Below are 19765 nucleotides of genomic sequence, written 5' to 3'. Positions count from 1 at the left end.
TCGCAAACGGCATTTCCCTGCGCCGGTGGGCCGGGCCTAGCGTCGCTGACATGAAGATTCTGCTCATCGGTGCCACTGGCACGCTCGGCACGGCCGTGCACAAGGAACTGTCCGCCCGAGGCCATGAGGTCCTGGCTGTCGGGCGCACCGGCGGCGACCTGCGGTACGACGTCACTGACCCCGCCCAGATCGCCGCGATGTACGAGTGCGCCGGCCGTGTGGACGCGGTGGTCAGCGCTGCTGGCGACGTGCCGTTCAAGCCGGTCACGGAGATGACACCCGAGGACTATCTGGCCGCCTTCCAAGGCAAGGCGCTCAGCCAGATCGACCTGGTCCGGCAGGGCCTACCCCGCATCACCGAGCGGGGCTCCTTCACTCTGATCACGGGCGTACTGGCACGCGAGCCGATCCCCACGGGCGCCGCCGCCTCCATGGCCAACGGCGCGGTGGAGGCGTTCGTGCGCGCCGCCGCCATCGAGATCGCCCCGCAGCGCATCAACGCGGTCAGCCCCACCGTCGTCACCGAGAGCCTCTCCACCTACGGGGACTACTTCCCCGGCATGGGATCGGTTGATCTCGCCGACGTCGCCCAGGTCTACGTCCGCTCCGTCGAGGGCGCCCAGACCGGCCAGGTCTACGCGCTGTAGCGGCGAGTCACCCGGGCCGCGTTTGGCCTCCCGGCGCTTTTCGGAGCCGTCCACGACGCGATGGACCTCACCGCCCGCCGCCCGCGTACCGGAGAGCTGCTGTCCACGGTGAAGTTCATGGTGCGGACCCTCGCGGCCGCCGGCGAACTCCAGCGCGACCTCCAGCGCGAGCTGACGTACGACGGACTGCGGGCTGCCGAGGCGGCGGGGCGTTGGGCTGGGGCACCGCCACGCGCTCAGGGTCTTCTGTCACCCGCGGAGATTGAGCGATCTCATCGCGCCTCGAAGTGCTGCCGTGAGACCGACGCCACGGGCGCCGACCAGTGATGGCCACGATCCGGTCGAGGAGCGAAGCGCCTGTGGGGACCTCGACGGCCGGGCCCCACAGGCCCTCGACAGGAGCGTTCGGGACGAATGTGGCTACGTGGGCGTAGCAGGCTCAGCCCAGTCACCGCCGCGCGGCGCTGGGAGCGGCTCGCGGAGGCCCGGCCGGCCTGGGTGACCGCGTACGGCGGCGGCTCCTCACCGACGTGATCGGCCGCCTGGACGGGGTGCTGGCCACCCGCAGTCAGATCGTCACCGAGCTGCTCACCGAGGGGTCCCGCTGGGACTTGCGGGCGCTGGACCGCGACCAGCGGCAGGTCATGCTCGATGGCCGCGACGACCCGGCGGTCCAGGAGCCCGACCCCACCCCCGCGCCCGAGGACATCCCGCTGATGCCGGCGCTCGGCCACGACGGACGGCTCGGCTACCAGGAACTGGCACAGCGTACGGGGATGAGCGAGTCCACCGCGCGGCGGCGCACCTCGCGGCTGCTCCGCACCGGCGTGCTGGTGCCACGGTGCGAGATCGCGCACTCACGGTCCAACTACCCCGTGTTCGTCACCTACCGGATGAACGTTCCTTCGGCCGCGTTGGCGAGAGTGGGCTCCGCGTTGTCCGGGGTGTCGGCGGTGCGGATGTGCGCCTCGATCTCCTCGGCGCACAACTTGGTGGTCAACGGCTGGGTACGGTCGGTGCCGGACAGCCGGCGGCTGGAGGAGTACCTGGTCGAGCGGTTCCCGGAGATCACAATGGTCGACCGGTCGCTCACGCTGGCGAACTTCAAACGGATGGGCTGGATTCTGGACGACGAGGGCCGGGCGGTGCGCCCCGTCCCCATCGACCTGTGGCGTGCCCCTGCCACAGTGTGACGGCGGCGCCGTTCACCTTCCGAAAAGTGCCGTTGCGGGCTGGGCCGAACGGGGGGCTTTGCGGGGCGCCTCGCCATGGCGTCGCCCTATTCGGTGGGCGTTCAGATGATGGTGTGAGGAACCATCCGTGCCGCTTCGACCGATGGGATCCGCCATGCCCCGGTTCAGCGTCATCGTGCCCGCATACGAGGTCCAGCCGTATCTGAGTGACTGTCTGCGGTCCGTGCTGGAACAGGACTTCACGGACCTGGAGCTGATCGCGGTCGATGACCACTCGCCGGACGCCTGTGGCGCGATCATCGATGAGGCCGCCGCGCGGGACCCGCGGGTGCGGGCCGTGCATCTGGCGGAGAACGCGGGGCTCGGGCGGGCGCGGAACGCTGGGATTCGGCGGGCCACCGGGGACTATCTGCTCTTCCTCGACGGGGATGACACCCTCGCCCCCGGCTCGCTGCGCGCCATCGCCGACCGGCTGGCGCGGACCGGTGAGCCGCAGGTGCTGGTCTTCGACTACGCGCGGGTGGACTGGACGGGTGACGTCGTGCGGAACGTCCGGGCCGAGGCGCTCCGGGAGGGGGATCCCGGATACGTCCGGCAGGTGTTCCGGCTCGATCAGCGGCCGGAGCTGCTGCGGCTGCTGATGGTCGCCTGGAACAAGGCGTACCGCAGGGACTTCGTCCGCGCGGAGGGCTTCGCCTTTCCGCCGGGGTTCTACGAGGACACGCCCTGGACCTTTCCGGTGCTGCTCAGCGCGGAGTCCATCGCCGTCCTTGACCGGGTGTGCGTCCACTACCGGCAGCGGCGGCGCGGCGGGATCCTGCGCACGACCAGCCGGCGCCACCTCGATGTGTTCGACCAGTACGACCGGGTGTTCCGGTTTCTCGACGCCCGGCCCGAGCTGGCCCACTGGCGCCCCGCGCTGTTCCGCCGGATGGTCGATCACCTCGGCGTGATCGCCGCCGCGCCGGACCGGCTGCCGGTGCGGGCCCGGACCGAGTTCTTCCGCCGGGCGGGCGCGCACCACCGCCGCTACCGGCCGTACGGCGCGGCCGCCCCGCCCGGACGCGCCCGGTGGCGGTATCTGCTGCTGCGGTTGGGTGCCGGCCGCGTGTATCAGCTGCTGCGGGGCGGCGATCGGGCGCGGCGGAGCGTCGACAAGTGGGCCCGCGTCGCGTACGGGCAGGCGCGTGCCGCCGCGTTGTGGGTGCACTACCGGGTCCAGCTGTGCCGCCCCGTCGATCCCCGGCTCGCCGTCTTCGCCGCGTACTGGCACAAGGGCTACGCCTGTCACCCGGCCGCCATCGAGGCCAAGGTGCGCGAGCTGGTGCCGGGGGTGCGTACCGCCTGGATCACCACCCCCGCGTACGCCCACTCGCTGCCGCCCGGGGTGCGCCGGCTGCACCCCGGCTCGGCCGCGTACTGGACGGCGCTGGCCCGTGCCCGCTTCCTGGTCAACAACGTCAACTTCACGCCGGGGATGCGGAAACGAGCCGGGCAGATCCATCTCCAGACCCACCACGGCACCCCGCTCAAGCACATGGGCCTGGATCTGCGGGACCGGCCGGCCGCCGCCCGCGGCATGGACTTCGGCAAGCTGCTGGAGCGGGTGGACCGCTGGGACTACAGCCTCTCCGCGAACCGCCACACCACCCTGACCTGGGAGCGGGTCTACCCCTCCGGCTACACCACGCTCCCCTACGGCTCCCCGCGCGACGACGTCTTCCAGCACGCCACCGAGGACGACGTGGCCCGGCTGCGCGCCCGGCTCGGCATCCCCGCGGGCACCGTGGCCGTGCTGTACGCGCCGACCCACCGCGACTACCAGCGCCGCCCCGTGCCGCGGCTGGACCCGGAGCGGATGGCCCGCGCGCTGGGGCCCGGGTTCACGCTGCTGGTCAGGCCGCACTACTTCCACGCTCCGGACGGGGCCGTGGGGAGCGCCGGCGGCCGGGTGCTCGACGTCTCGGGGCACGGCCGGGTGGAGGAGCTGTGCCTGGCGGCGGACGCGCTGCTGACGGACTACTCGTCCATCATGTTCGACTACGCCAACCTCGACCGCCCCATCGTCATCCACGCCGACGACTGGGACGCCTATCGCGCCGCCCGCGGCACGTACTTCGACATCACCGCCGCCCCGCCCGGCCCGGTCTCCCGCACCGAGGACGAGCTGATCGCCCTCTTCACCACGGGCGCCTGGTGCGGTCCGCGCTCGGCCGCGCTGCGCGCCACGTTCCGGGCCCGCTTCTGTCCGTACGACGACGGGCGGGCGGCCGAGCGCGTGGTGCGCCGGGTGTTCCTCGGCGAGCGCCCCGAACTGCTGCCGCCCGTCGTCCCGCTCGCCGAGCGCCGTCCCGCCCCCGTCGCTCCGGCCAGCCATGACCATCCCGACCCCGTCGCTCCGGCCGACCATGACCGGCCCGCCCCCGCCGCTCCGGCCGACCATGACCGGCCCGTCGAGGCCCCGACGGCGGCGCCACGGGCCGGGGTCGTGTGCACCCCACCAGCCGCCTCACCCGCCCCCGCATCCGCATCCGCACCCGCACCCGTCGCCTCACTCCCGCACCGGAGCCGCCCCCACTAGCCCCCACCGGCCCCCGCGCCCCCGCCCCGCCCCGTCCCGACGCACCCCAGCGCGGCCCTTCGCGCACCGTCCCGACGCCCCGACCCAGGACGCACGATGCCCCTCACCGCACCGCCCGCCGCCCCCCGCCCCTGGCTCGCCGATCCGCCGCCGCTGGTGCGCGGATACCGGCGTACGGTCCCGCTGCCACTGCGCCGCGCGGTCGTCGCCATGACCGGCCCCGGGCTGCGGCGGGCGGCCATGCGGGGGCTCGGCGGGCTGTCGGCCGCCTCCGGCGCGCTGCGGCTGCGCCGGGCGCGGCGCCGGATGCGCCGGGCCGGGCTGCTGGCCGGATCCGGCCGGATGGTGATCGCCGACCGCCGGGGTGGCGCCCTCGTGGCGACCCTGACTCCCTCCCCCACCCCGCTGTTCGCGCGGGCCGAGAATCTGCGGCTGGTGTGCGAGGCGCTGGACCGGGCCCGGATCGACCACTTCGTGGTCCGCTGCTACGGCAACGTCGGCTCGGCCGTGGGCGTCCGGGCCGATCAGCGGGCCGAGGTGGTCAAGGCGCTGGCCGCGCTGTGCGCCGACGAGGCCGGTTACGTCTCACTGCCCCCGCGGCGCGGCCACCCGGCGGCCCCGCCCCGGCTCGGCGGTACGCGACGGGCCTGGCGGCGGCTGGCCGCCGCCCCCGTGGTCCGCTTCACCCGCTTCCACGCCGGGCCGGGCGGACGGCTGGTCCTCGGCCCGGCGCACGGCTGCGACATCGAGTTCTGGGAGCCGGGCGGGCAGGGCGAGGAGCGGGTGCTGATCGCGCCGCGCTTCAACCGCACCACCGCGTCCGTACCGCTCGTGGGCGAGCCGGTGCGCGCCCCCGACCAGCTGTTCACCCGGCTCGCCCCGCCCATCGGCTGGCAGCCGGGGCCGCTGGTGCGCACCCGCCCGGAGTTCCTGACCCGGCTGCCGGACGAGGTCCGCTTCCCCATCGACGTCGTCTACACCTGGGTGGACGGCTCGGATCCGCAGTGGCAGCGGCGGCGGGCGGCCCTCGCGGGCACGGGCTATCACGCCCAGGCCGCCAACGCCGCCCGCTACGCCAACCGCGACGAGCTGCGCTATTCGCTGCGCTCGCTGTACCTGTACGCCCCCTGGGTGCGCCATATCTATCTGGTGACCGACCGCCAGGTGCCCGACTGGCTGGCCGCCTCGCACCCGGGGATCACCGTCGTGGACCACCACGACATCTTCGACGACCCCGATGTGCTGCCGACCTTCAACTCCCACGCCATCGAGACCCGGCTGCACCACATCGACGGACTCGCCGAGCACTTCCTCTACTTCAACGACGACGTCTTCCTCGGCTCGCCGGTCACCCCGCAGGACTTCTTCCTGGCCAACGGCATCTCCAAGTTCTTCCCGTCCCGCGCGCTGATCCCGCTGACCCCCGTCGGCCCCGGCGACGTGCCCGTATCGGCCGCGGGCAAGAACAACCGGGCGCTGCTGGAGGAGCGGTTCGGCCCGGCCGTCACCCAGAAGATGAAGCACACCCCGCACGCCCTGCGCACCAGCGTGCTCGCCGAGATCGAGAAGGAGTTCCCGGACCCGGTCCGCGCGACCATGGCCAGCCGGGTGCGCTCGACGTCGGACATCTCCGTACCGTCCTCGCTCCACCACTACTACGCGTTCCTGACCGGACGCGCGGTCCCCGCCCAGCTCCGCTACGACTACTTCGACCTGGCCCAGCCCACCATCCGCACCCGGCTGGCCAGACTGCTGCGGGCCCGCCACTGCCAGGCGTTCTGCCTCAACGACACGGTCTCCTCCGAGCACGACCTCGAGGACCAGCTGGCGCTGGTCCGCCCCTTCCTCGACGCCTACTTCCCCCTCCCCAGCCCGCTGGAGCGGGCCGTCACCCGACAGGAGACGCGGCAGCCATGCCCCTCGCCATCACTCTTCCGCTGAACCCGGACGTCCTCGAGGCGGGCGGGCCGTATCCGCGGGCGCTCAATGTGCTCAGCCGCAAACAGACCGCCGTACAGCGGCAGTTGCGGCGCGCCGGGCTCGCGGGCTACGAGCCGACCACCCAGGCCACCTTGCTGGCCCTGGCCCAGCAGGCGCCCGAGGGCAGCGCGGTGTACGACATCGGCGCGCACATCGGGCTGTACTCGGCGCTGATCAGCGCGGTGTACGGGGACGGCGGGCGCGGGCCGCGGGCCATCGCGTTCGAGCCGACGCCGGAGACGGCCGCGCTGTGCCGCCGGATCCGGGAGTGCAACCGGCTCGGCTTCGAGGTGCAGCAGACCGCGCTGGCGGATGAACCGGGCACCGCCGAGCTGTACTTCTCGCTCAAGTCGGAGTCCTCCAACTCGCTGAACCCGGCCCACCGCCGGCACACCGAGTCGGTCACGGTGCCGGTCACGACGGTCGACGCGTTCACCGGGGAGCGCGGTCTCGCGCCGCATGTGATCAAGATCGACGTGGAGACGTTCGAGGCGGCGGTGTTGCGCGGGTCGTACGACACGATCCGGCGGCACCGGCCGTGGATCGTGTGCGAACTGCTGCCGGGGGCGGACCACAACGCGCTGCGCACCGCGCTGGCGCCGCTGACCGCGATGGACTACGGCCTGCATCCGATCACCCCGGAGGCGCCGTGGCACCGCTACGACGAGACGACGTACCGGTCCGCGGTGAGCGGGCAGTGCCGCGACTGGCTGCTGGCGCCGCGGCCGCTGACGCCCGCCTTTCACCGGGTGGTGCGGCGGTGGCTGATCGCGATTCTGGCGTGCGACGAGACGACGAACATCATCACGACCGACAAGGCGTCCTTCCCGTACGGCTGGAACGCGCCGTACCGCTCGCCGCGGGTGCCGCGTACGGGGCCGCGTGGTGCGGCGCGCGTCCCTCTTACGGGGCTGCTGCGGCTGGCGGGCGCCGCCGCGCTGGCGCGCCGCGCCGCTGTTCCGGCTCGGCGGGCTCCGGGGGCGGAGGCCACGGGGAGTGGGTCGTTGCGGGGGTGAGGTGGGTGGGGTGGTTTTTCCACAGCTGATGGGCTCCGCCCCGGTGACGACCTTGCCCGTCGTTGCCGGGGCTTTCTTGTGGGCCGACACTTACGGGCTCTCCCGCCCGACCGTCCGCCGCGCCATTGCCGCGCTAACTGCGGAAGGACTCGTGTACGCGGTGTCGGGGCGCGGTACGTACGTGGCCGAGCAGCAGCCCGAAACGCCTGCCCCTGGCGCGTGAGAGAGGCCCCTGCCCGTCCGCCACGGGGGAACGGCGGACAGGCAGGGCGGTCATGCGGCGGATGGACTCAGAGGGTGAAAGTCCATGTGCCGTCCGGGGCTGTCAGCGTGCCGCCGCTGTCCGGGTTGAGTTCGACAGTCATCGAGTGGAGCGAGAAGCGGTTCCGCTCCTCCCACATGCGCCGGACGCGTTCTAGGCCGTCCCAGAGCCGACGCGAGCCGCCCTGGTGAACCAGGTCGGCCGCTCCGTCTTCGCTTTCCTCCGCGCACGCCCACGAGCCGTCCGCGGCGAGCAGCCAGAGGACGCGTCGGCCGTCCGGCATCTTAACCGCGCGGGTCTCAACGCCGGGCGTGTCCAGCTCGTACAGCCATCGGAGCGGCCATTCCTGCCAGAGGTCTGGGATAGGGCCAACGGCCGCCCGTACTTGCTCCCCGTCGCCCTCGCGCGCCAACGTGAACACGTCGTTCAGCTTGGGCGGGTAGTCGGCTTCCTGCCGGGTCTCCATGAACGTTGCCGGGTCTGGCTGAACGCTCCCTCGTGCGACGCCGTCGTCTCCCATGTCGGCCGTGATCAACAGGGCCGTGTGAGCAATCGTGGTGACGATCCTGCCGCCCGGACGCAGCGCATGAAGCCACGTTTCCGGAACGGGGCGCACTGAGACCGTGGCCATGATCCGGTCGTATTCGGAGTCGGGGAGAGCCCTGGTCGCGTCGGTCGCCTCGATGCGCGGAGTTCGGCCGAATGCAGCCAGGCGGGCGCGGGCGGCCTCCACGAGATACGCGTCTACGTCCACGCTCGTCACGTGGTCGTCTCCAAGGCGGTGAGCGAAGAGGGCAAGCGCGTAGCCGGAGCCTGTGCCGACGTCCAAGACCTTGTGCCCCGGCTTTGCGTCCAAGCGGTGCATCATGGACACGACCAGGCCCGGCAGCGTTGATGACGACGTGGGGCTACCGGTCGCCTTCTCGTCCGGCTTGGCGTGGTCGGCATGGCGGGGGCCGACGCGGGTGACGAGGGTCGCATCGCTGTAGGCCGTTGCGACCCGGGCCGGGGCATCTTCAGTGTGAGCGACCAGTTCCCATTCTTCGGCGGGGCTGTTCGGGATGCGTTCCCACCATTGCGGCACGAGCAGATGACGGGGCGTCACGCTGACGGCTTCATGCCATTCAGCGGCGTTGGCGGTCACCTTGTCGGCCAGCGCCCTCGCGGCGTCGGTCCACGGGTCGGTTACAGGCATTCGGCTTCTCCTTGCAGTGCGTCGGCCATGGCTCCCACGAGCGGAACGTTCGCCTTGACAGCGATCCAGTGCCATTGGCCGTTGGGGTTAACCTCCAGAAACTTCCACCGCCCGTCAGGGGTGACGACGAAGTCCAGCGCGCCGAAGAAGAGCCCCAGCTCATCCATGAGCCTGCGCACCCCCTTCTCTACCTCCGAAGGCAGCTCCACGCGTTCGTACGTCAGCGAGCGGTAATCGGTGCGCCAGTCGAGTTTGGCGGCTTCGCTCCCGGCATGGATGGCGACCGGGAACATGCGGGTTCCGATGACGGTAAGGCGGACTTCATACGCCTTCTCGACGTTCTCTTGGAACAGGTGCGCGGTCCCGGTGACTCCGTCGTCCAGGTCGCCGGCGGAGGCGCGCACGACGGGAAGGAACTGCCGCTGTCTATCCGGCCCGAGCACGCCCCCGCCGAGCCCTTTGTAGATCACTTCGTCCGCGCCCATGAACACGCGTGCGTACTCCGGATCGGACGTGATGATGGTGCGCGGGGTGTCCAGCCCTACGCGGGCCGCTACGGCGAGTTGCCGGGGTTTGTAGCTCGCGGCGGAGTCGTGGGCGGGGTGATTGATCCAGCGCACGGGCAGGGAGCCGAGCACGCCGAGCACGCCGGATCGGGCTTCCGAGACGGCGAGAGCCTGCGCATGGCCCGGCCAGTCGTCGGGGGTGACGAACTCGTTGGGTCGGCGCCACCACACCGACTTCACGGTCTCAAGGCGGAGCGTGCGGGAACCAGTGAGGGAGCCCGCCCAGCCGTCCCCCGTGAGGGAGACGGCCAGGCGGGAAGCGGTGGGAAAGTCGGCCGTGTCGTACCGGACGACGTTCTCACCGCGCTTCGCCAGTTCCTCAACCACCGCGTCGGCCGTCAGATCGTCCCGGCCGGTGAGGATGAGGACGGTACCCATGTCAGTACAGGTCGGTTCCGCTGTCGGAGCCCGGCGCGCTGCCGTCGCCGTTGCTGGTCTCTGTCTGCGTCTCCGGCTTGTTCGCGGATAATGCGTGCCACGGGTTGCCCTGGGCGGACACGTTGAGCTGAAGCGACTCGCTGAACGTGATGACCAGGGCTTCCGACGTGTTCGGCGGCGGCGATACCAAGTGCCGTACACCAAACGGGATTGCGGGAGCGGTCGCGGTGCTCATGCTGCGTACCTCCGTGGTGTCGATTTCAACGCTGCATGTGACCCGCCCCGGTGGCGCTCGACCTGTCCAAGGGTCACGGGCGGTGATCCAACCGGGGCGGGGCGGTACCCGCTCCCCTGCCGGGGGTTCGGTGTGGGAAACCCGGTCAACAGGCCATCCCCGGCAGGGGGCGGAGTCTTCAGCGGCGGGGCAGTCGGTGACGGCCCCCGGACGCGCCTGCGGGCAGAGCGCGCGGTGGGAGTGTGCGCGGTGGGAGTGTGCGCGCGGGCACGGTGAGCGTGGCGGACTGTACGGCGCGGTCGGCGATTCGGTCCCGGTCATGAGACTGAACGCGCACCATGTGGTCAAGCTCCGCGATGCACGGGCCGCACGCGTACACGTCGCCCGTCGCACCGGGCGTGGTCACGGAGCCGACCCACAGCACGCGCACGCCCTCCCGTCGGCAGTACAGCCAACAGACACCGGTCACCCACTGGTTCCCGTCGTCCGCCTGCGCGATGAGCGGCCATACATCGCGCCACGGGCGCGCGACGGCCGGGGCGAACGTCACGCCGTGCCCCCGGTCAACCGCGCAAGTTCGGCAAGTTCCGCCGGGGGCCGCATCACCGCGTAGCCGCCGAAGTTGCGGCGGTAGCGCCGGTGTCCGGTCTCCTGCGTGCGCCTACGCTGCCACTCCTCGACCGGCCCCGGGTCGCGGTGCGTGCCGGACTCCGCACCACACTCGGTTTCGTCACCGGATACGCACCGAGCCTCGTACTCCGGCTCTGCCGTCTGGTCCTGCTCGATGGTGAACGGGACGTAACGGAACACGCGCCGGGTCACCGCGCTGCCCCCTGCTCGTTGCGCGCCGAGTCCTTGACGTGCAGGAAGCCGCCCGCCTTCTCGATCTCGCGTGCTACCTCGTCGTACTCCTGCGGAACAGACGAGATCATCGAGCGCCACGCCGTGAGTACCGCCCCGGCCTCGTCGCTCTTGATGCACTCGACGGCCTGCCTCAACCCGTCACGCCCTTGCGGCGGCAGCAACCCCACGCGTTCCTCGATCACGTCCGTGATCTCCCACCCGAACGCCTCGGCGTACTCCGTGCACTCCTGGCGAGGTCCCGCGATGTTCGTGTTGGGAGCACCGCACAGGTAGAGCACGCACCGGAACCGCTCGATCTTCGCGGCCTCGGCCGGTACAGCGGCCTCGCCCGGCGAGATACCCGCCGCCGCGTCAGCGAGTGCCTGGCGCCGTCTCAGGTCACTGCCAGTTCGATGGGACCTGGTCTGTCCCTGCCTCTGCTCGATCGTGTTGCTGACCATGCATCAATCGTGCTCGAATGACCACCCACAGTGAAGGGATGCCGGGTAGGGCCGGGCGAGGTCGCCCGGCCTCAACTCGTACGCTCCGTAGGAATCACGCGATCAAGGGCACGCCGATCACTTCACCGATCCTCCGGACGCGCGCCGTTGAGACCTTTGCCAGACGCTTCCCGATGACCCCGGGCAGGGCCTGATGCTTGACCCACTCCGGAGCGTCGAGCCCTACCTCGATCAGCGTGTCGCCCGCCTGGTCGTGAAGGCCAACGGCGCACTGCGCGAGGGCAACGTCAAGCTTGTAGCGGTTGCGGACGACCCTTGGCATGGCGCCAGGCAGCTCAGTACGTGAGATGAGCTTCAGCGCCTGTCCATAGTTCCCAAGCGCCACAGCGATTCCCACGGCCTCGGTGTTCGCGGTAGTGGGGCCAAAAAAGGTGCCGTGCACCAGCTCGTCGCGACCGAGCCGAGCCGCTGCGGCCTGCGCCTGCGACAGATAGTCATCTGCGGATGCGGCGTCACCACAGCGTGAGGCACCAACGGCCGCAGAGATCATGAGGTGACCATACGCAAACAGCTCAGGGCGGGGCGTTTTGCTGAGTGACGGCTCGATCCGCGAGGCCGCACGCTCCGCGACGGCAATCGCCCGAGGAACCTTCGCACTCCGTAGGTGAATCCATGACAGCGTCGATCCCAAGAGCGCGACCAACACGGCATCTCCGGAGTCCTCTGCCAGGCGATACGCTGAGGTGAGCGCGCTCAGCGCGAGATCACGCTGCCCCAACAGGATCGCGGTCGAGGAGACGAACCGGTAGCTATCGGCCAGGACCACGGCCAGCCGCTCACGTTCGTGTCCCGTCGCTTGCCCGTACTGAAAGCTGCCTTCAAGTAACACCCTGGCGACGAGTTCGCTCAACTCCACGTAATGGCCCTGCCAGTAGGCGGCGCACACGCGATCGCCGACAGCCGACAGTTCATCAACCGGGCTCGGCTCCCCGGTGCCGTCCCAGTCCCCGAGAGCGCTGTCGTGCACCGCGTCGGAGAGCCGCCGCAGAGCGACCCTGGTGTCCTGGTTCATCCCCCGGCGCGGCGCCTGCTGGCCCAGGATCACGGATACGTCCGTATTCAGCGCGTGGGCGAGCTTGAGCAGAGAACCGACGGACAACTCGCCGCGGTCCTGCTCGGCTTTCTGCACCAGGGCGAGGGACAGCCCCGATGCATCGGCGAGTCCCTGCTGCGTCAGATCGGAGCCCCGCAGGTGCTTGATGCGCTTGCCGTTCGTAAGGTCCGCCCAGTTGCTCACGATCACCCCAGTGCGTTCGCTCCGGCTGCTGTATTCCGATGGTAGGTCCAGACGCCCGGACGCCCAGGGCGAACGGAACAGGCGCAGGACCCGAGCGCACTCGGCCCAGCTCTCACAGGGAACCTGCCCGCCCCACGGCGACCCACAACACCGCGCCGCCTCGCTCGCTTCCGTGACTTCCCGGTGCCGAGGGGCCGCCAAGAAGGGTTGGCAGCGTCACAGCCCGGTTGACCTGCGAGTTTCGTCCGGCCAGTACACGGGGGTTGCCAAGAAAGGTCAGCGACATCCCGCCCCTTCCCGAAAGAGGGGGCTCCGCCCCCTCACCACCGCCGGGGCTCCGCTCCTCAGACGCCGGAAGGGCCTGGATAACGGCGGTTCGCTGCGCGGGGGCGCTTACTGGCGGCGCTGGGCGAGGACGCAGAACTCGTTGCCTTCGGGATCCGCCAATACGATCCACGATTGCTCACCCTGGCCGATATCGACACGCTGTGCGCCATGCGCCACCAGACGAGCCACCTCGGCGTCCTGGTCATCAGGCCTGAAGTCGAGATGCAGTCGGCTCTTGGCCTTCTTGCTCTCAGCGATCCGGACGAAGTCCAACCCTGGCAGGCGATCCGGCTCCGGACGGATCTCGAACTCGTCATCGGAGGAGTAGACCACAACCCAGCCAAGAGCCTCGGCCCACCACTGCCCCAGGGCCACCGGATCTTCCGAATGAACGATTACCTGTTCCCATTCCAAGGTCATCCGCAGAGCTTAGACCGCCCGCACGTAGCGCTCCAGGCGAATACCGGGCAGGCACAGCGAGTACGCCAGCCGGAAGTGCCCCGTCAGCACGGCCGCCTTCGAGCGGCGTGCCTCCGGTTCATCGGCCGCGATCAGCCATGCCGAGCGCGCCCCGGCCAGCCGTCGCAGCAGCTCGGCGGGGCCGACGTCCACCCCGTAGAGCGTGCCGGAGGCCGGGCCGGGGGTGCTCAGCGCGATGTCGCGGAGCCCGGCGAGGGGGCGTGGGTAGGCGATCGCGATCCGCCGTTCCTTGGGCGGGTCGTACAGCACCGGCTCACCCGGCCGGGTCAGCCGCCCCACCGCGGTGGACAGCGCCGCCAGGTCGTCCTGACGGCTCAACGGCTCCCGCTCCCGCTGGTGCAGCGGGAGCTGCCAGACGAACGCGCAGCCGACCACGAGGGCCCCGGCCGCGGCGGCCACGGCGCGGTGGCGCCGGGCCTCCGCCCCGACCAGCCGGCCCGCCGCCGCCCCCGCCAGCCGGTCCAACCCCGCCGCGGCCAGCAGGGGGACGCCCGCCAGGGCGAAGAGGAGGTAGCGCTCGTGGAAGCAGGGGCGGTGGAGGGCCAGGGCGAAGAGGAGGACGGGCGGGACGCAGATCAGGGGGAGGGCGACCGCGGTCAGCGCCGTCCGGCGGGGGCGGATCACGGCGGTCACGATCAGCAGGAGGTTGACGGCGAGGACGAGCGCGCTGGGGCCCGCGAACTTCTCGACCACCGCCCACAGCCGACCCGGCGTCGGATGGCTCATCCAGGCGAGCTGCGCGCTCTGCCGCCGTGCCACCACCGCCAGCGGCACCACCACCCCCACCGCCCCGGCCGCCGCGCTCCCCCAGCCCCACCACACACGGCGCGGGGCACGCGAGAGGAGCAGCGTCAACGCGTGCGCGGTGAGCATGAGCACCGCGAAGACGTGCAGCAGCGCGGTCGCGGCCACCACGCCCCCGTACGCGGCCCAGCGCCACCCTGCCGCGTGCCCCCTCGCTTCGGGCCCGCCCGGACCCGGCGCCAGGCGGGGCACTTCGTCGCGGACCGGTACGGCCGAACCGACCCGTGTGGCCGACGCCGCCTCGTCCGCGGGCCCAGCCGGGCGGGACGCCGCGTGGGGACCGGGGGCGGGCGTGGGCGTGGGCGTTGGCGCGGGGGTCGCACCCGGCACGGGACCGGGCCCGAGGGCCGGCCCCCTCGCGGACCGGTCCGCCCGGCCGCCCGCCCGGCCGTCCCGCCGGCCGTCCGCCCGGCCGTCCGACCGGCCGGTCGCCAGCCCCGCCGCGCCCACCAGCAGGTACGTCGCCCCCGCCGCGCTCGCCGCGACCATCGCGTAGGAGCGGCCCTCCTGGGCGTAGTGAGTGACCACCGGCGTGGTCGCGTAGAGGAGCCCGGCCCATAGGCCCACCCGGGGGCGGGCGAGGCGGCAGCCCAGGGTGGCGACGAGGGCGGTGGCGGCCACGGCGGCGAGTACCGAGGGCAGACGCAGGGTCACCTCGGAGGGCCGCAGGGCCAGGATCGGGTGCATCAGCAGGTAGTAGAGCCCGTGGACGGCGTCCACCGTGCCGAGCGCGTCGCGGATCTGAGGGACGGTCCGCCGGGCCATCTGGTACGTCGCGGACTCATCGCGCCACATCGTGCCCCGGTCCAGGCCCCACAGCCCCAGCCCGAGCATGACGGCCGTCGGGAGCACGACCGCCGTTGGTTCGGAGATCCCGCGCTTCCGCACGCTCAGCCTCACCTCGCCCACTCCACACCGCAGCACGCCACATCACACCAAAAGGCATAAATAGGACTATTCACCTACAGTGTGCAGTCAGAACGACTCATCCGCCGCGAAGGGCACGCGTCATGAACCGCCTCGGTATCGAAAGCCCCCGCGATCTCGTGGCCTTCGCCGCGCTGACCGGGTGTCTGGTGGCCATGGCGGTGGCGGCGCTCACCGGCGCCGGAGGGGTCTTCGCGGCCGCCGGGCTGGCCGGATGCGGCTGCGAGCTGCTGCTGCACCGCACCGCGCCGGGGCTGATGACCCGTCTGGGGCGGCTCCACATGGGCGCCACGTCACGCTTCGAGTTCCGCTGCGTCCTGCTGCTCCTGCTGCTCGGCCGACTCCATGTCACCGGGCCCATCGGGCTGGCCGCGGCCATGACGCTGGTGCTGTGTCTGCTCGCCGGGCAGGCCCTGCACGCCGCGCTCACCACCCTCATCCGGCGCCGCCGCGCCCTCGCGGTCGCGGCCCGCAACATCGATCTGCGCCGACTGAACATCAGCGACCGGCCACCCCGCAGACTCACCGAATGGCCCGGTCAGCGGATCCTGGTCTACGAGCTGTCCGCCCTGCTCGGGCTCACCGCGTCGCTGACGACCGGTGACGCCCGCTGGGTGGTGGCGGCGCTCACCCTCGCCGCCGGGTCCTCCCTGATCACGGTGGTGGCACTCGTCCCGTATCTCGTCCGGGCCACCCGCCGGCTGCCCGGCGCCGCCGAGGTGCTGGCCGAGGTGGACGCCTGGCTGATCGGTCACCGCCCCCGCACGGTGCTCTACTTCTCCGGCCCGCGCGAACGCGCCGACCAGGTCACCCGATGGCTGGGGCCCGTGGCCGCGCTGCACACCCCGTCCCTGGTCATCCTGCGCGAACGGGAGCTGCTGGAGGCCCTGGAGCCGACCCCGCTGCCGGTGCTGTGCGTGCCGAGCGCCGCCCATCTGTCGCAGCTGGACCTGAGCGGGGTGCGGGTCGCGCTCTACCCCGCCAACACCGGCCGGAACATCCACCTCCTGCGGATCCCCACCATGCAGCACGTCTTCCTGGCCCCCGGCGACGGCGACGAGACCGCGGCCGTGGATCCGTACAGCAAGGTCTACGACCAGGTGTGGGTCGCGGGCGAGGCGGGCCGCCGCCGCTATGTGCAGGCCGCGGTCGGTGTCGAGGACGCCGACATCGTGGAGATCGGCCGTCCCCAGCTCGACGGTCTGCGCGTCGCGGGCCCCGGCCATGCCCCCGGCCCCGCGCCCACGTCCACGTCCATGCCCGCACCCGCGCCCATGCCCACCGTGCTGTACGCGCCCACCCGTGACCTCGCGGCGGGTGAGCCGATCGTACGAGCCCTGCTGGCGAGCGAGCCCCCGGTCCGGCTGCTCTACCGGCCGCATCCGCCCACCGGCCACCGCTCCCCCGAGGACCTCGCCGCCCACCGCCGTATCGTCGCCCTGATCCAGGCCGCGAACGAGCGGCGCGCCGCGAACGCCCTCGGTGAGGGCACCTTCGCGGCCGACGCCCTCAGCGCGGACGCCCTCGCCGCCGAAGCCCTCGGCGGGGACGCCGTAACCGCGGACGCCATCCGCGAGCAGCCCGACGACACCCAGGCCCCGCACACCGGCACCCCGCACACCGAAGCACTCCGCGCCGAAGCCCTCCGCACCGAAGCCGCCCGCCACCGCGCCGAGTTGACCAAGCGCATCGCCGCGCTCGACGCCCGGCTGCGCCGGGCGGACGCCGACGAGGCCATGCTCACCAGGGACCGCGCCGCACCCGACCCGGCCCTGCTCACCGAGGCGGAGGGGCTGCGCCGGGAGTGGCACCAGGCCCACTGGGCGGCCTCACCGCCCTGGCTCCACCAGGTGATCGAGGGGGACACCCCCACCCTCCACTCCTGCTTCGACCAGGCCGATCTGCTGATCGGCGACCCCTCCGACGTGGTCGGCGACTTCCTCGCCACCCTCAAGCCGTACGCCCTCACCGCCCCGGCGGGGCTCGGCGAGGAGGAGTTCCGGCGGCAGAACGTCATGGCCAGGGCGGCCTATCCGCTCGGTCCCGGGGCATCAGCAATGCAGAACCTCCTGCGCCCGCTCTTCGACCCCTCCCTCGACGAGCTGCGCACCGCCCGCCGCGAGGTGAAGGAGTTTCTCCTCGGCCCCGCCACACCACCGTCCATCCAGCGCTTCACCGACGCCGTCGACGCGCTCGCCGAGAAGGGAGAGGCGGTCGTCCGGCTGCGCGACCTCCACACGGCCCCGCCGCCCGGCGCCGGACGCTGGTCCATCACCCGGTAGCGAGACATCCACCCGGTAGCGAGACATCCACCCAGTGGCGAGACATCCACCCAGTGGCGAGGCATCCCCCATGTGCGTCACGCGGTAACACGACACCCCACCCGTACGGCACCCGGTAACACGACACCCCACATGTACGTCACCCGGTAGCAGCACTTCCCACACCCGGACCTCACCCCAGGCCCTCACCATGAGCTTCCACCCCAGGCCCCGCCCCCAGGAGCCCCCCTCTCTCACGCCTCCTGAGCCCCCCGCACACTCTCCGGAGCCAGCATGCCGCGCAATCACCGCCCCGGCCCGCCTCCCCGTGTCAGCGTGATCGTCCCCGCCCGTGACGCCATGCCCGGAATCACCCGGGCCGTCACCTCCGCCATGGAGCAGACCCTCGGGCTCAGCCGCCTCGACATCATCGCCGTCGACGACGGATCGGCCGACGGCACCGCGGAGGAGCTGGACCGGCTCGCCGCCGGGTGCCCCTCGCTCCATGTGGTCCGCGACCCCCACCCCTGCCGCGGCGGCGCCGGCGGCCCCCGCAACACCGGACTTGCCCGCGCCACCGGCGACTTCGTCTTCTTCCTGGACGCCGACGCCCGGCTGGCGCCCGACGCGCTGCGCCGCATGGTCGCGATGGCCGACCAGAACGGCACCGACGTGGTCCTGGGCAAGATGGTCTCCCCGGACGGGCGCGGCGTCCCCAAGGCGGTCTTCCGCCACAACCAGCTCCGCACCGACATCCACAGCTCCCACGCCTACGCCAGCCTGGAACCCTGCAAGCTCTTCCGCCGCTCCCTGATCGAGCGGCTGCGGCTGCGCTTCCCGGCCCACCTCCGCCACGGCGAGGGCAAGCCCTTCACCGCGGCCGCCTATCTCAACGCCTCCGGGATCTCCGTCGTCGCCGACTACGACTGCTACCACCTGGGCCCGAACCCGGGCCGCGCCGCCCCCGGTCTCGCCGAGCGCGTCGAGGCCATGCGCCCGCTGTTCGAGACCGCCGCCCGGCACACCCGGACCGGCACCCGCCGCGACGCGGTGATGCGCCACCACATCCGGCGCGAGCTGTGCCCGGCCCTGCGCGCACTGCCGCACGAGGACGAGACCGAGGTCCGCGAGCGGTTCCTGCCCGAGCTGCGCCGCTGGGCGCTGGCCCACTGCTCCGACGCGCTCTTCCGCACCCTCACCGCGCCCGAGCGGCTGATGGTCCATCTGCTGCGCACCGGCCGCTTCGAGGATCTGCTGTCCGTCGTGCGCACCGCCAAGCGGGACGCCCGGTGCGGCCACCTGGTGGAGAAGGGCAGCGTCTACTGGCTGCACCCCTTCTTCCGCGACCCCGACGCCGAGGTCCCCGACGCCTGCTTCGACGTCACCGACCGGCTGCCGGTCCGGCACCACCTCGCGGGCGCCGGCTGGCACGGCCGCAGCACCCTGCGGGTGCGCGGCCGGGCGGCCATCGACGGGCTGGCGGCCGACCCCGAGGAGGACCGCGCCGAGCTGGTGCTGCGCCGCCGCGAGGCGTGGGACGAGGTGCGGATCCCGGTGGAGGCCACGGCCGAGGACGACCCCGCGCGGTTCGAGGCGGACGTGGACATCGCCACCGCCGACGGCGGCACCCCGCTGCGGCCCGGGGTCTGGGACGTCTTCCTCGACGTCCGCGCCCAGGGCATCAGCCGTACGGTGCGGTTCGGCAACCACCACGACGACCTGCTCGACATCGGCACCGCGCGCCGGGTGGTGGCCGCCGGGCCGGGGCTGCGCGCCCGGGTCACGCCGTACTTCACCAGCCCGTACCGCAATCTCTCCCTCGACATCGGCCCGGCCCCGCGCGGGGCGCCCTGTGAGGTGACGGAGGCCGTGTGGCACCCGTCGGACAAGGGCACCCTCGTCGTCGCCGGACGGCTGCTGCCGCCCGGCACCCCGGCGCGCGGGCGGCTGCTGCGGCTGCGCGCCGAGCACACCGACGGACGGATCTTCGACCAGCCGGTGCGGTTCGCCGCGGGGCATCCGGCGGGCGCCTTCACCGCCCGGCTGCCGGTGCGGGACCTGGGCCGCGGCCGGTGGACGGTGACGCTGGCCGTCGTCGCCCCCGGCGACGACGGCCAGGCCCCGGGGCGCACCGCGCCCGCCGCGCCCGTGCCACCGCCCGCCCGGCTGCCCGGCGCCCGCTGGGTGCGGCGCGGGCGTCCGTACTACGCCAAGCCGCTCATGGGGCGCGGCGAGGTGACCCTGGAGCTGCGGGTGGCCCCGGTCCGGCTGCTCGCCGCCGTACGCAACCGGCTGGGGCTGAACCAGTGAGC

Annotated in this window: 17 protein-coding genes; 9 read left to right on the top strand and 8 right to left on the bottom strand. The window is 72.2% G+C overall.

Going from position 1 to position 19765, the window contains the following annotated elements:
- Positions 1 to 50: 50 nt before the first annotated feature.
- From NP777_RS28665 to NP777_RS28635, 7 genes are all read left to right on the top strand, one after another.
- Complete coding sequence (locus NP777_RS28665; RefSeq protein ID WP_256653052.1) at positions 51 to 647, top strand: short chain dehydrogenase; 597 nt, start codon at positions 51 to 53, stop codon at positions 645 to 647.
- 60 nt (positions 648 to 707) lie between these two features.
- Positions 708 to 974 (top strand): hypothetical protein, encoded by a 267-nt coding sequence (locus tag NP777_RS28660; RefSeq protein WP_256653051.1) that lies wholly within the window; start codon positions 708 to 710, stop codon positions 972 to 974.
- 203 nt (positions 975 to 1177) lie between these two features.
- Positions 1178 to 1840 carry an Lrp/AsnC family transcriptional regulator gene (locus NP777_RS28655; protein WP_256653050.1) on the top strand — a complete coding sequence of 221 codons (663 nt, stop codon included), beginning with the start codon at positions 1178 to 1180 and terminating at the stop codon, positions 1838 to 1840.
- 154 nt (positions 1841 to 1994) lie between these two features.
- The gene (locus NP777_RS28650) at positions 1995 to 4421 is read left to right on the top strand and encodes a bifunctional glycosyltransferase/CDP-glycerol:glycerophosphate glycerophosphotransferase (RefSeq protein ID WP_256653132.1); all 2427 of its coding nucleotides are present in this window, start codon (positions 1995 to 1997) and stop codon (positions 4419 to 4421) included.
- 96 nt (positions 4422 to 4517) lie between these two features.
- A complete protein-coding gene (locus NP777_RS28645) occupies positions 4518 to 6362 on the top strand; it encodes a stealth family protein (RefSeq protein ID WP_256653049.1) in 1845 nt (614 codons plus the stop codon).
- Positions 6335 to 7417, top strand: a complete 1083-nt coding sequence (locus NP777_RS28640) for an FkbM family methyltransferase (protein WP_256653048.1) — start codon at positions 6335 to 6337, stop codon at positions 7415 to 7417. The genes NP777_RS28645 and NP777_RS28640 overlap by 28 nt, the downstream gene beginning before the upstream one ends.
- 28 nt (positions 7418 to 7445) lie before the next feature.
- Positions 7446 to 7640: a GntR family transcriptional regulator gene (locus NP777_RS28635; RefSeq protein ID WP_256653131.1), complete on the top strand. Its 195-nt coding sequence runs from the start codon at positions 7446 to 7448 to the stop codon at positions 7638 to 7640.
- A gap of 67 nt (positions 7641 to 7707) precedes the next feature.
- Here the strand turns inward: NP777_RS28635 and NP777_RS28630 are convergent, their stop codons facing one another.
- The 8 genes from NP777_RS28630 to NP777_RS28595 all read right to left on the bottom strand — a co-directional run bounded on the left by NP777_RS28630 (position 7708) and on the right by NP777_RS28595 (position 15099).
- Positions 7708 to 8874 (bottom strand): methyltransferase domain-containing protein, encoded by a 1167-nt coding sequence (locus NP777_RS28630; RefSeq protein WP_256653047.1) that lies wholly within the window; start codon positions 8872 to 8874, stop codon positions 7708 to 7710.
- The gene (gene tgmB / locus NP777_RS28625; protein ID WP_256653046.1) at positions 8865 to 9818 is read right to left on the bottom strand and encodes an ATP-grasp ribosomal peptide maturase; all 954 of its coding nucleotides are present in this window, start codon (positions 9816 to 9818) and stop codon (positions 8865 to 8867) included. Before tgmB ends, NP777_RS28630 begins: the two co-directional genes overlap by 10 nt.
- A 1-nt stretch (position 9819) precedes the next feature.
- Entirely contained in the window at positions 9820 to 10053 is a 234-nt protein-coding gene (locus NP777_RS28620; RefSeq protein WP_256653045.1) for a hypothetical protein, read from the bottom strand.
- A 546-nt stretch (positions 10054 to 10599) separates the two neighbouring features.
- The gene (locus tag NP777_RS28615) at positions 10600 to 10875 is read right to left on the bottom strand and encodes a DUF7848 domain-containing protein (RefSeq protein ID WP_256653044.1); all 276 of its coding nucleotides are present in this window, start codon (positions 10873 to 10875) and stop codon (positions 10600 to 10602) included.
- A complete protein-coding gene (locus NP777_RS28610) occupies positions 10872 to 11357 on the bottom strand; it encodes a hypothetical protein (protein ID WP_256653043.1) in 486 nt (161 codons plus the stop codon). Before NP777_RS28610 ends, NP777_RS28615 begins: the two co-directional genes overlap by 4 nt.
- 94 nt (positions 11358 to 11451) lie before the next feature.
- Positions 11452 to 12654 carry a helix-turn-helix domain-containing protein gene (locus NP777_RS28605; protein WP_256653130.1) on the bottom strand — a complete coding sequence of 401 codons (1203 nt, stop codon included), beginning with the start codon at positions 12652 to 12654 and terminating at the stop codon, positions 11452 to 11454.
- Between the two features lie 393 nt (positions 12655 to 13047).
- Positions 13048 to 13401, bottom strand: coding sequence for a VOC family protein (locus tag NP777_RS28600; RefSeq protein ID WP_256653042.1), 354 nt, complete (start codon positions 13399 to 13401; stop codon positions 13048 to 13050).
- Between the two features lie 9 nt (positions 13402 to 13410).
- Positions 13411 to 15099 carry a glycosyltransferase family 39 protein gene (locus tag NP777_RS28595; RefSeq protein ID WP_256653129.1) on the bottom strand — a complete coding sequence of 563 codons (1689 nt, stop codon included), beginning with the start codon at positions 15097 to 15099 and terminating at the stop codon, positions 13411 to 13413.
- A 176-nt stretch (positions 15100 to 15275) separates the two neighbouring features.
- Between NP777_RS28595 and NP777_RS28590 the strand changes: the two genes are divergently transcribed.
- Positions 15276 to 17474: a hypothetical protein gene (locus NP777_RS28590; RefSeq protein WP_256653041.1), complete on the top strand. Its 2199-nt coding sequence runs from the start codon at positions 15276 to 15278 to the stop codon at positions 17472 to 17474.
- A 273-nt stretch (positions 17475 to 17747) separates the two neighbouring features.
- Positions 17748 to 19763, top strand: a complete 2016-nt coding sequence (locus NP777_RS28585; protein WP_256653040.1) for a glycosyltransferase — start codon at positions 17748 to 17750, stop codon at positions 19761 to 19763.
- The last annotated feature ends 2 nt before the right edge of the window (positions 19764 to 19765 follow it).

Origin of the sequence: Streptomyces rugosispiralis (assembly GCF_024505145.1) — a bacterium.
Classification (GTDB): Bacteria; Actinomycetota; Actinomycetes; order Streptomycetales; family Streptomycetaceae; genus Streptomyces; species Streptomyces rugosispiralis.
Note: the sequence above shows the minus strand (reverse complement) of the source record. Positions and strands in the feature narration are given on the sequence as shown.

Bases quoted from the DNA above. Each gene is read 5' to 3' on its own strand.
- NP777_RS28595 (WP_256653129.1), bottom strand. From the start codon at position 15,099: ATGCTCGGGCTGGGGCTGTGGGGCCTGGACCGGGGCACGATGTGGCGC.
- NP777_RS28630 (WP_256653047.1), bottom strand. From the start codon at position 8,874: ATGCCTGTAACCGACCCGTGGACCGACGCCGCGAGGGCGCTGGCCGAC.
- NP777_RS28585 (WP_256653040.1), top strand. From the start codon at position 17,748: ATGCCGCGCAATCACCGCCCCGGCCCGCCTCCCCGTGTCAGCGTGATC.
- NP777_RS28665 (WP_256653052.1), top strand. From the start codon at position 51: ATGAAGATTCTGCTCATCGGTGCCACTGGCACGCTCGGCACGGCCGTG.
- tgmB (WP_256653046.1), bottom strand. From the start codon at position 9,818: ATGGGTACCGTCCTCATCCTCACCGGCCGGGACGATCTGACGGCCGAC.
- NP777_RS28620 (WP_256653045.1), bottom strand. From the start codon at position 10,053: ATGAGCACCGCGACCGCTCCCGCAATCCCGTTTGGTGTACGGCACTTG.
- NP777_RS28640 (WP_256653048.1), top strand. From the start codon at position 6,335: ATGCCCCTCGCCATCACTCTTCCGCTGAACCCGGACGTCCTCGAGGCG.
- NP777_RS28600 (WP_256653042.1), bottom strand. From the start codon at position 13,401: ATGACCTTGGAATGGGAACAGGTAATCGTTCATTCGGAAGATCCGGTG.
- NP777_RS28610 (WP_256653043.1), bottom strand. From the start codon at position 11,357: ATGGTCAGCAACACGATCGAGCAGAGGCAGGGACAGACCAGGTCCCAT.
- NP777_RS28645 (WP_256653049.1), top strand. From the start codon at position 4,518: ATGCCCCTCACCGCACCGCCCGCCGCCCCCCGCCCCTGGCTCGCCGAT.
- NP777_RS28635 (WP_256653131.1), top strand. From the start codon at position 7,446: ATGGGCTCCGCCCCGGTGACGACCTTGCCCGTCGTTGCCGGGGCTTTC.
- NP777_RS28660 (WP_256653051.1), top strand. From the start codon at position 708: ATGGACCTCACCGCCCGCCGCCCGCGTACCGGAGAGCTGCTGTCCACG.
- NP777_RS28590 (WP_256653041.1), top strand. From the start codon at position 15,276: ATGAACCGCCTCGGTATCGAAAGCCCCCGCGATCTCGTGGCCTTCGCC.
- NP777_RS28650 (WP_256653132.1), top strand. From the start codon at position 1,995: ATGCCCCGGTTCAGCGTCATCGTGCCCGCATACGAGGTCCAGCCGTAT.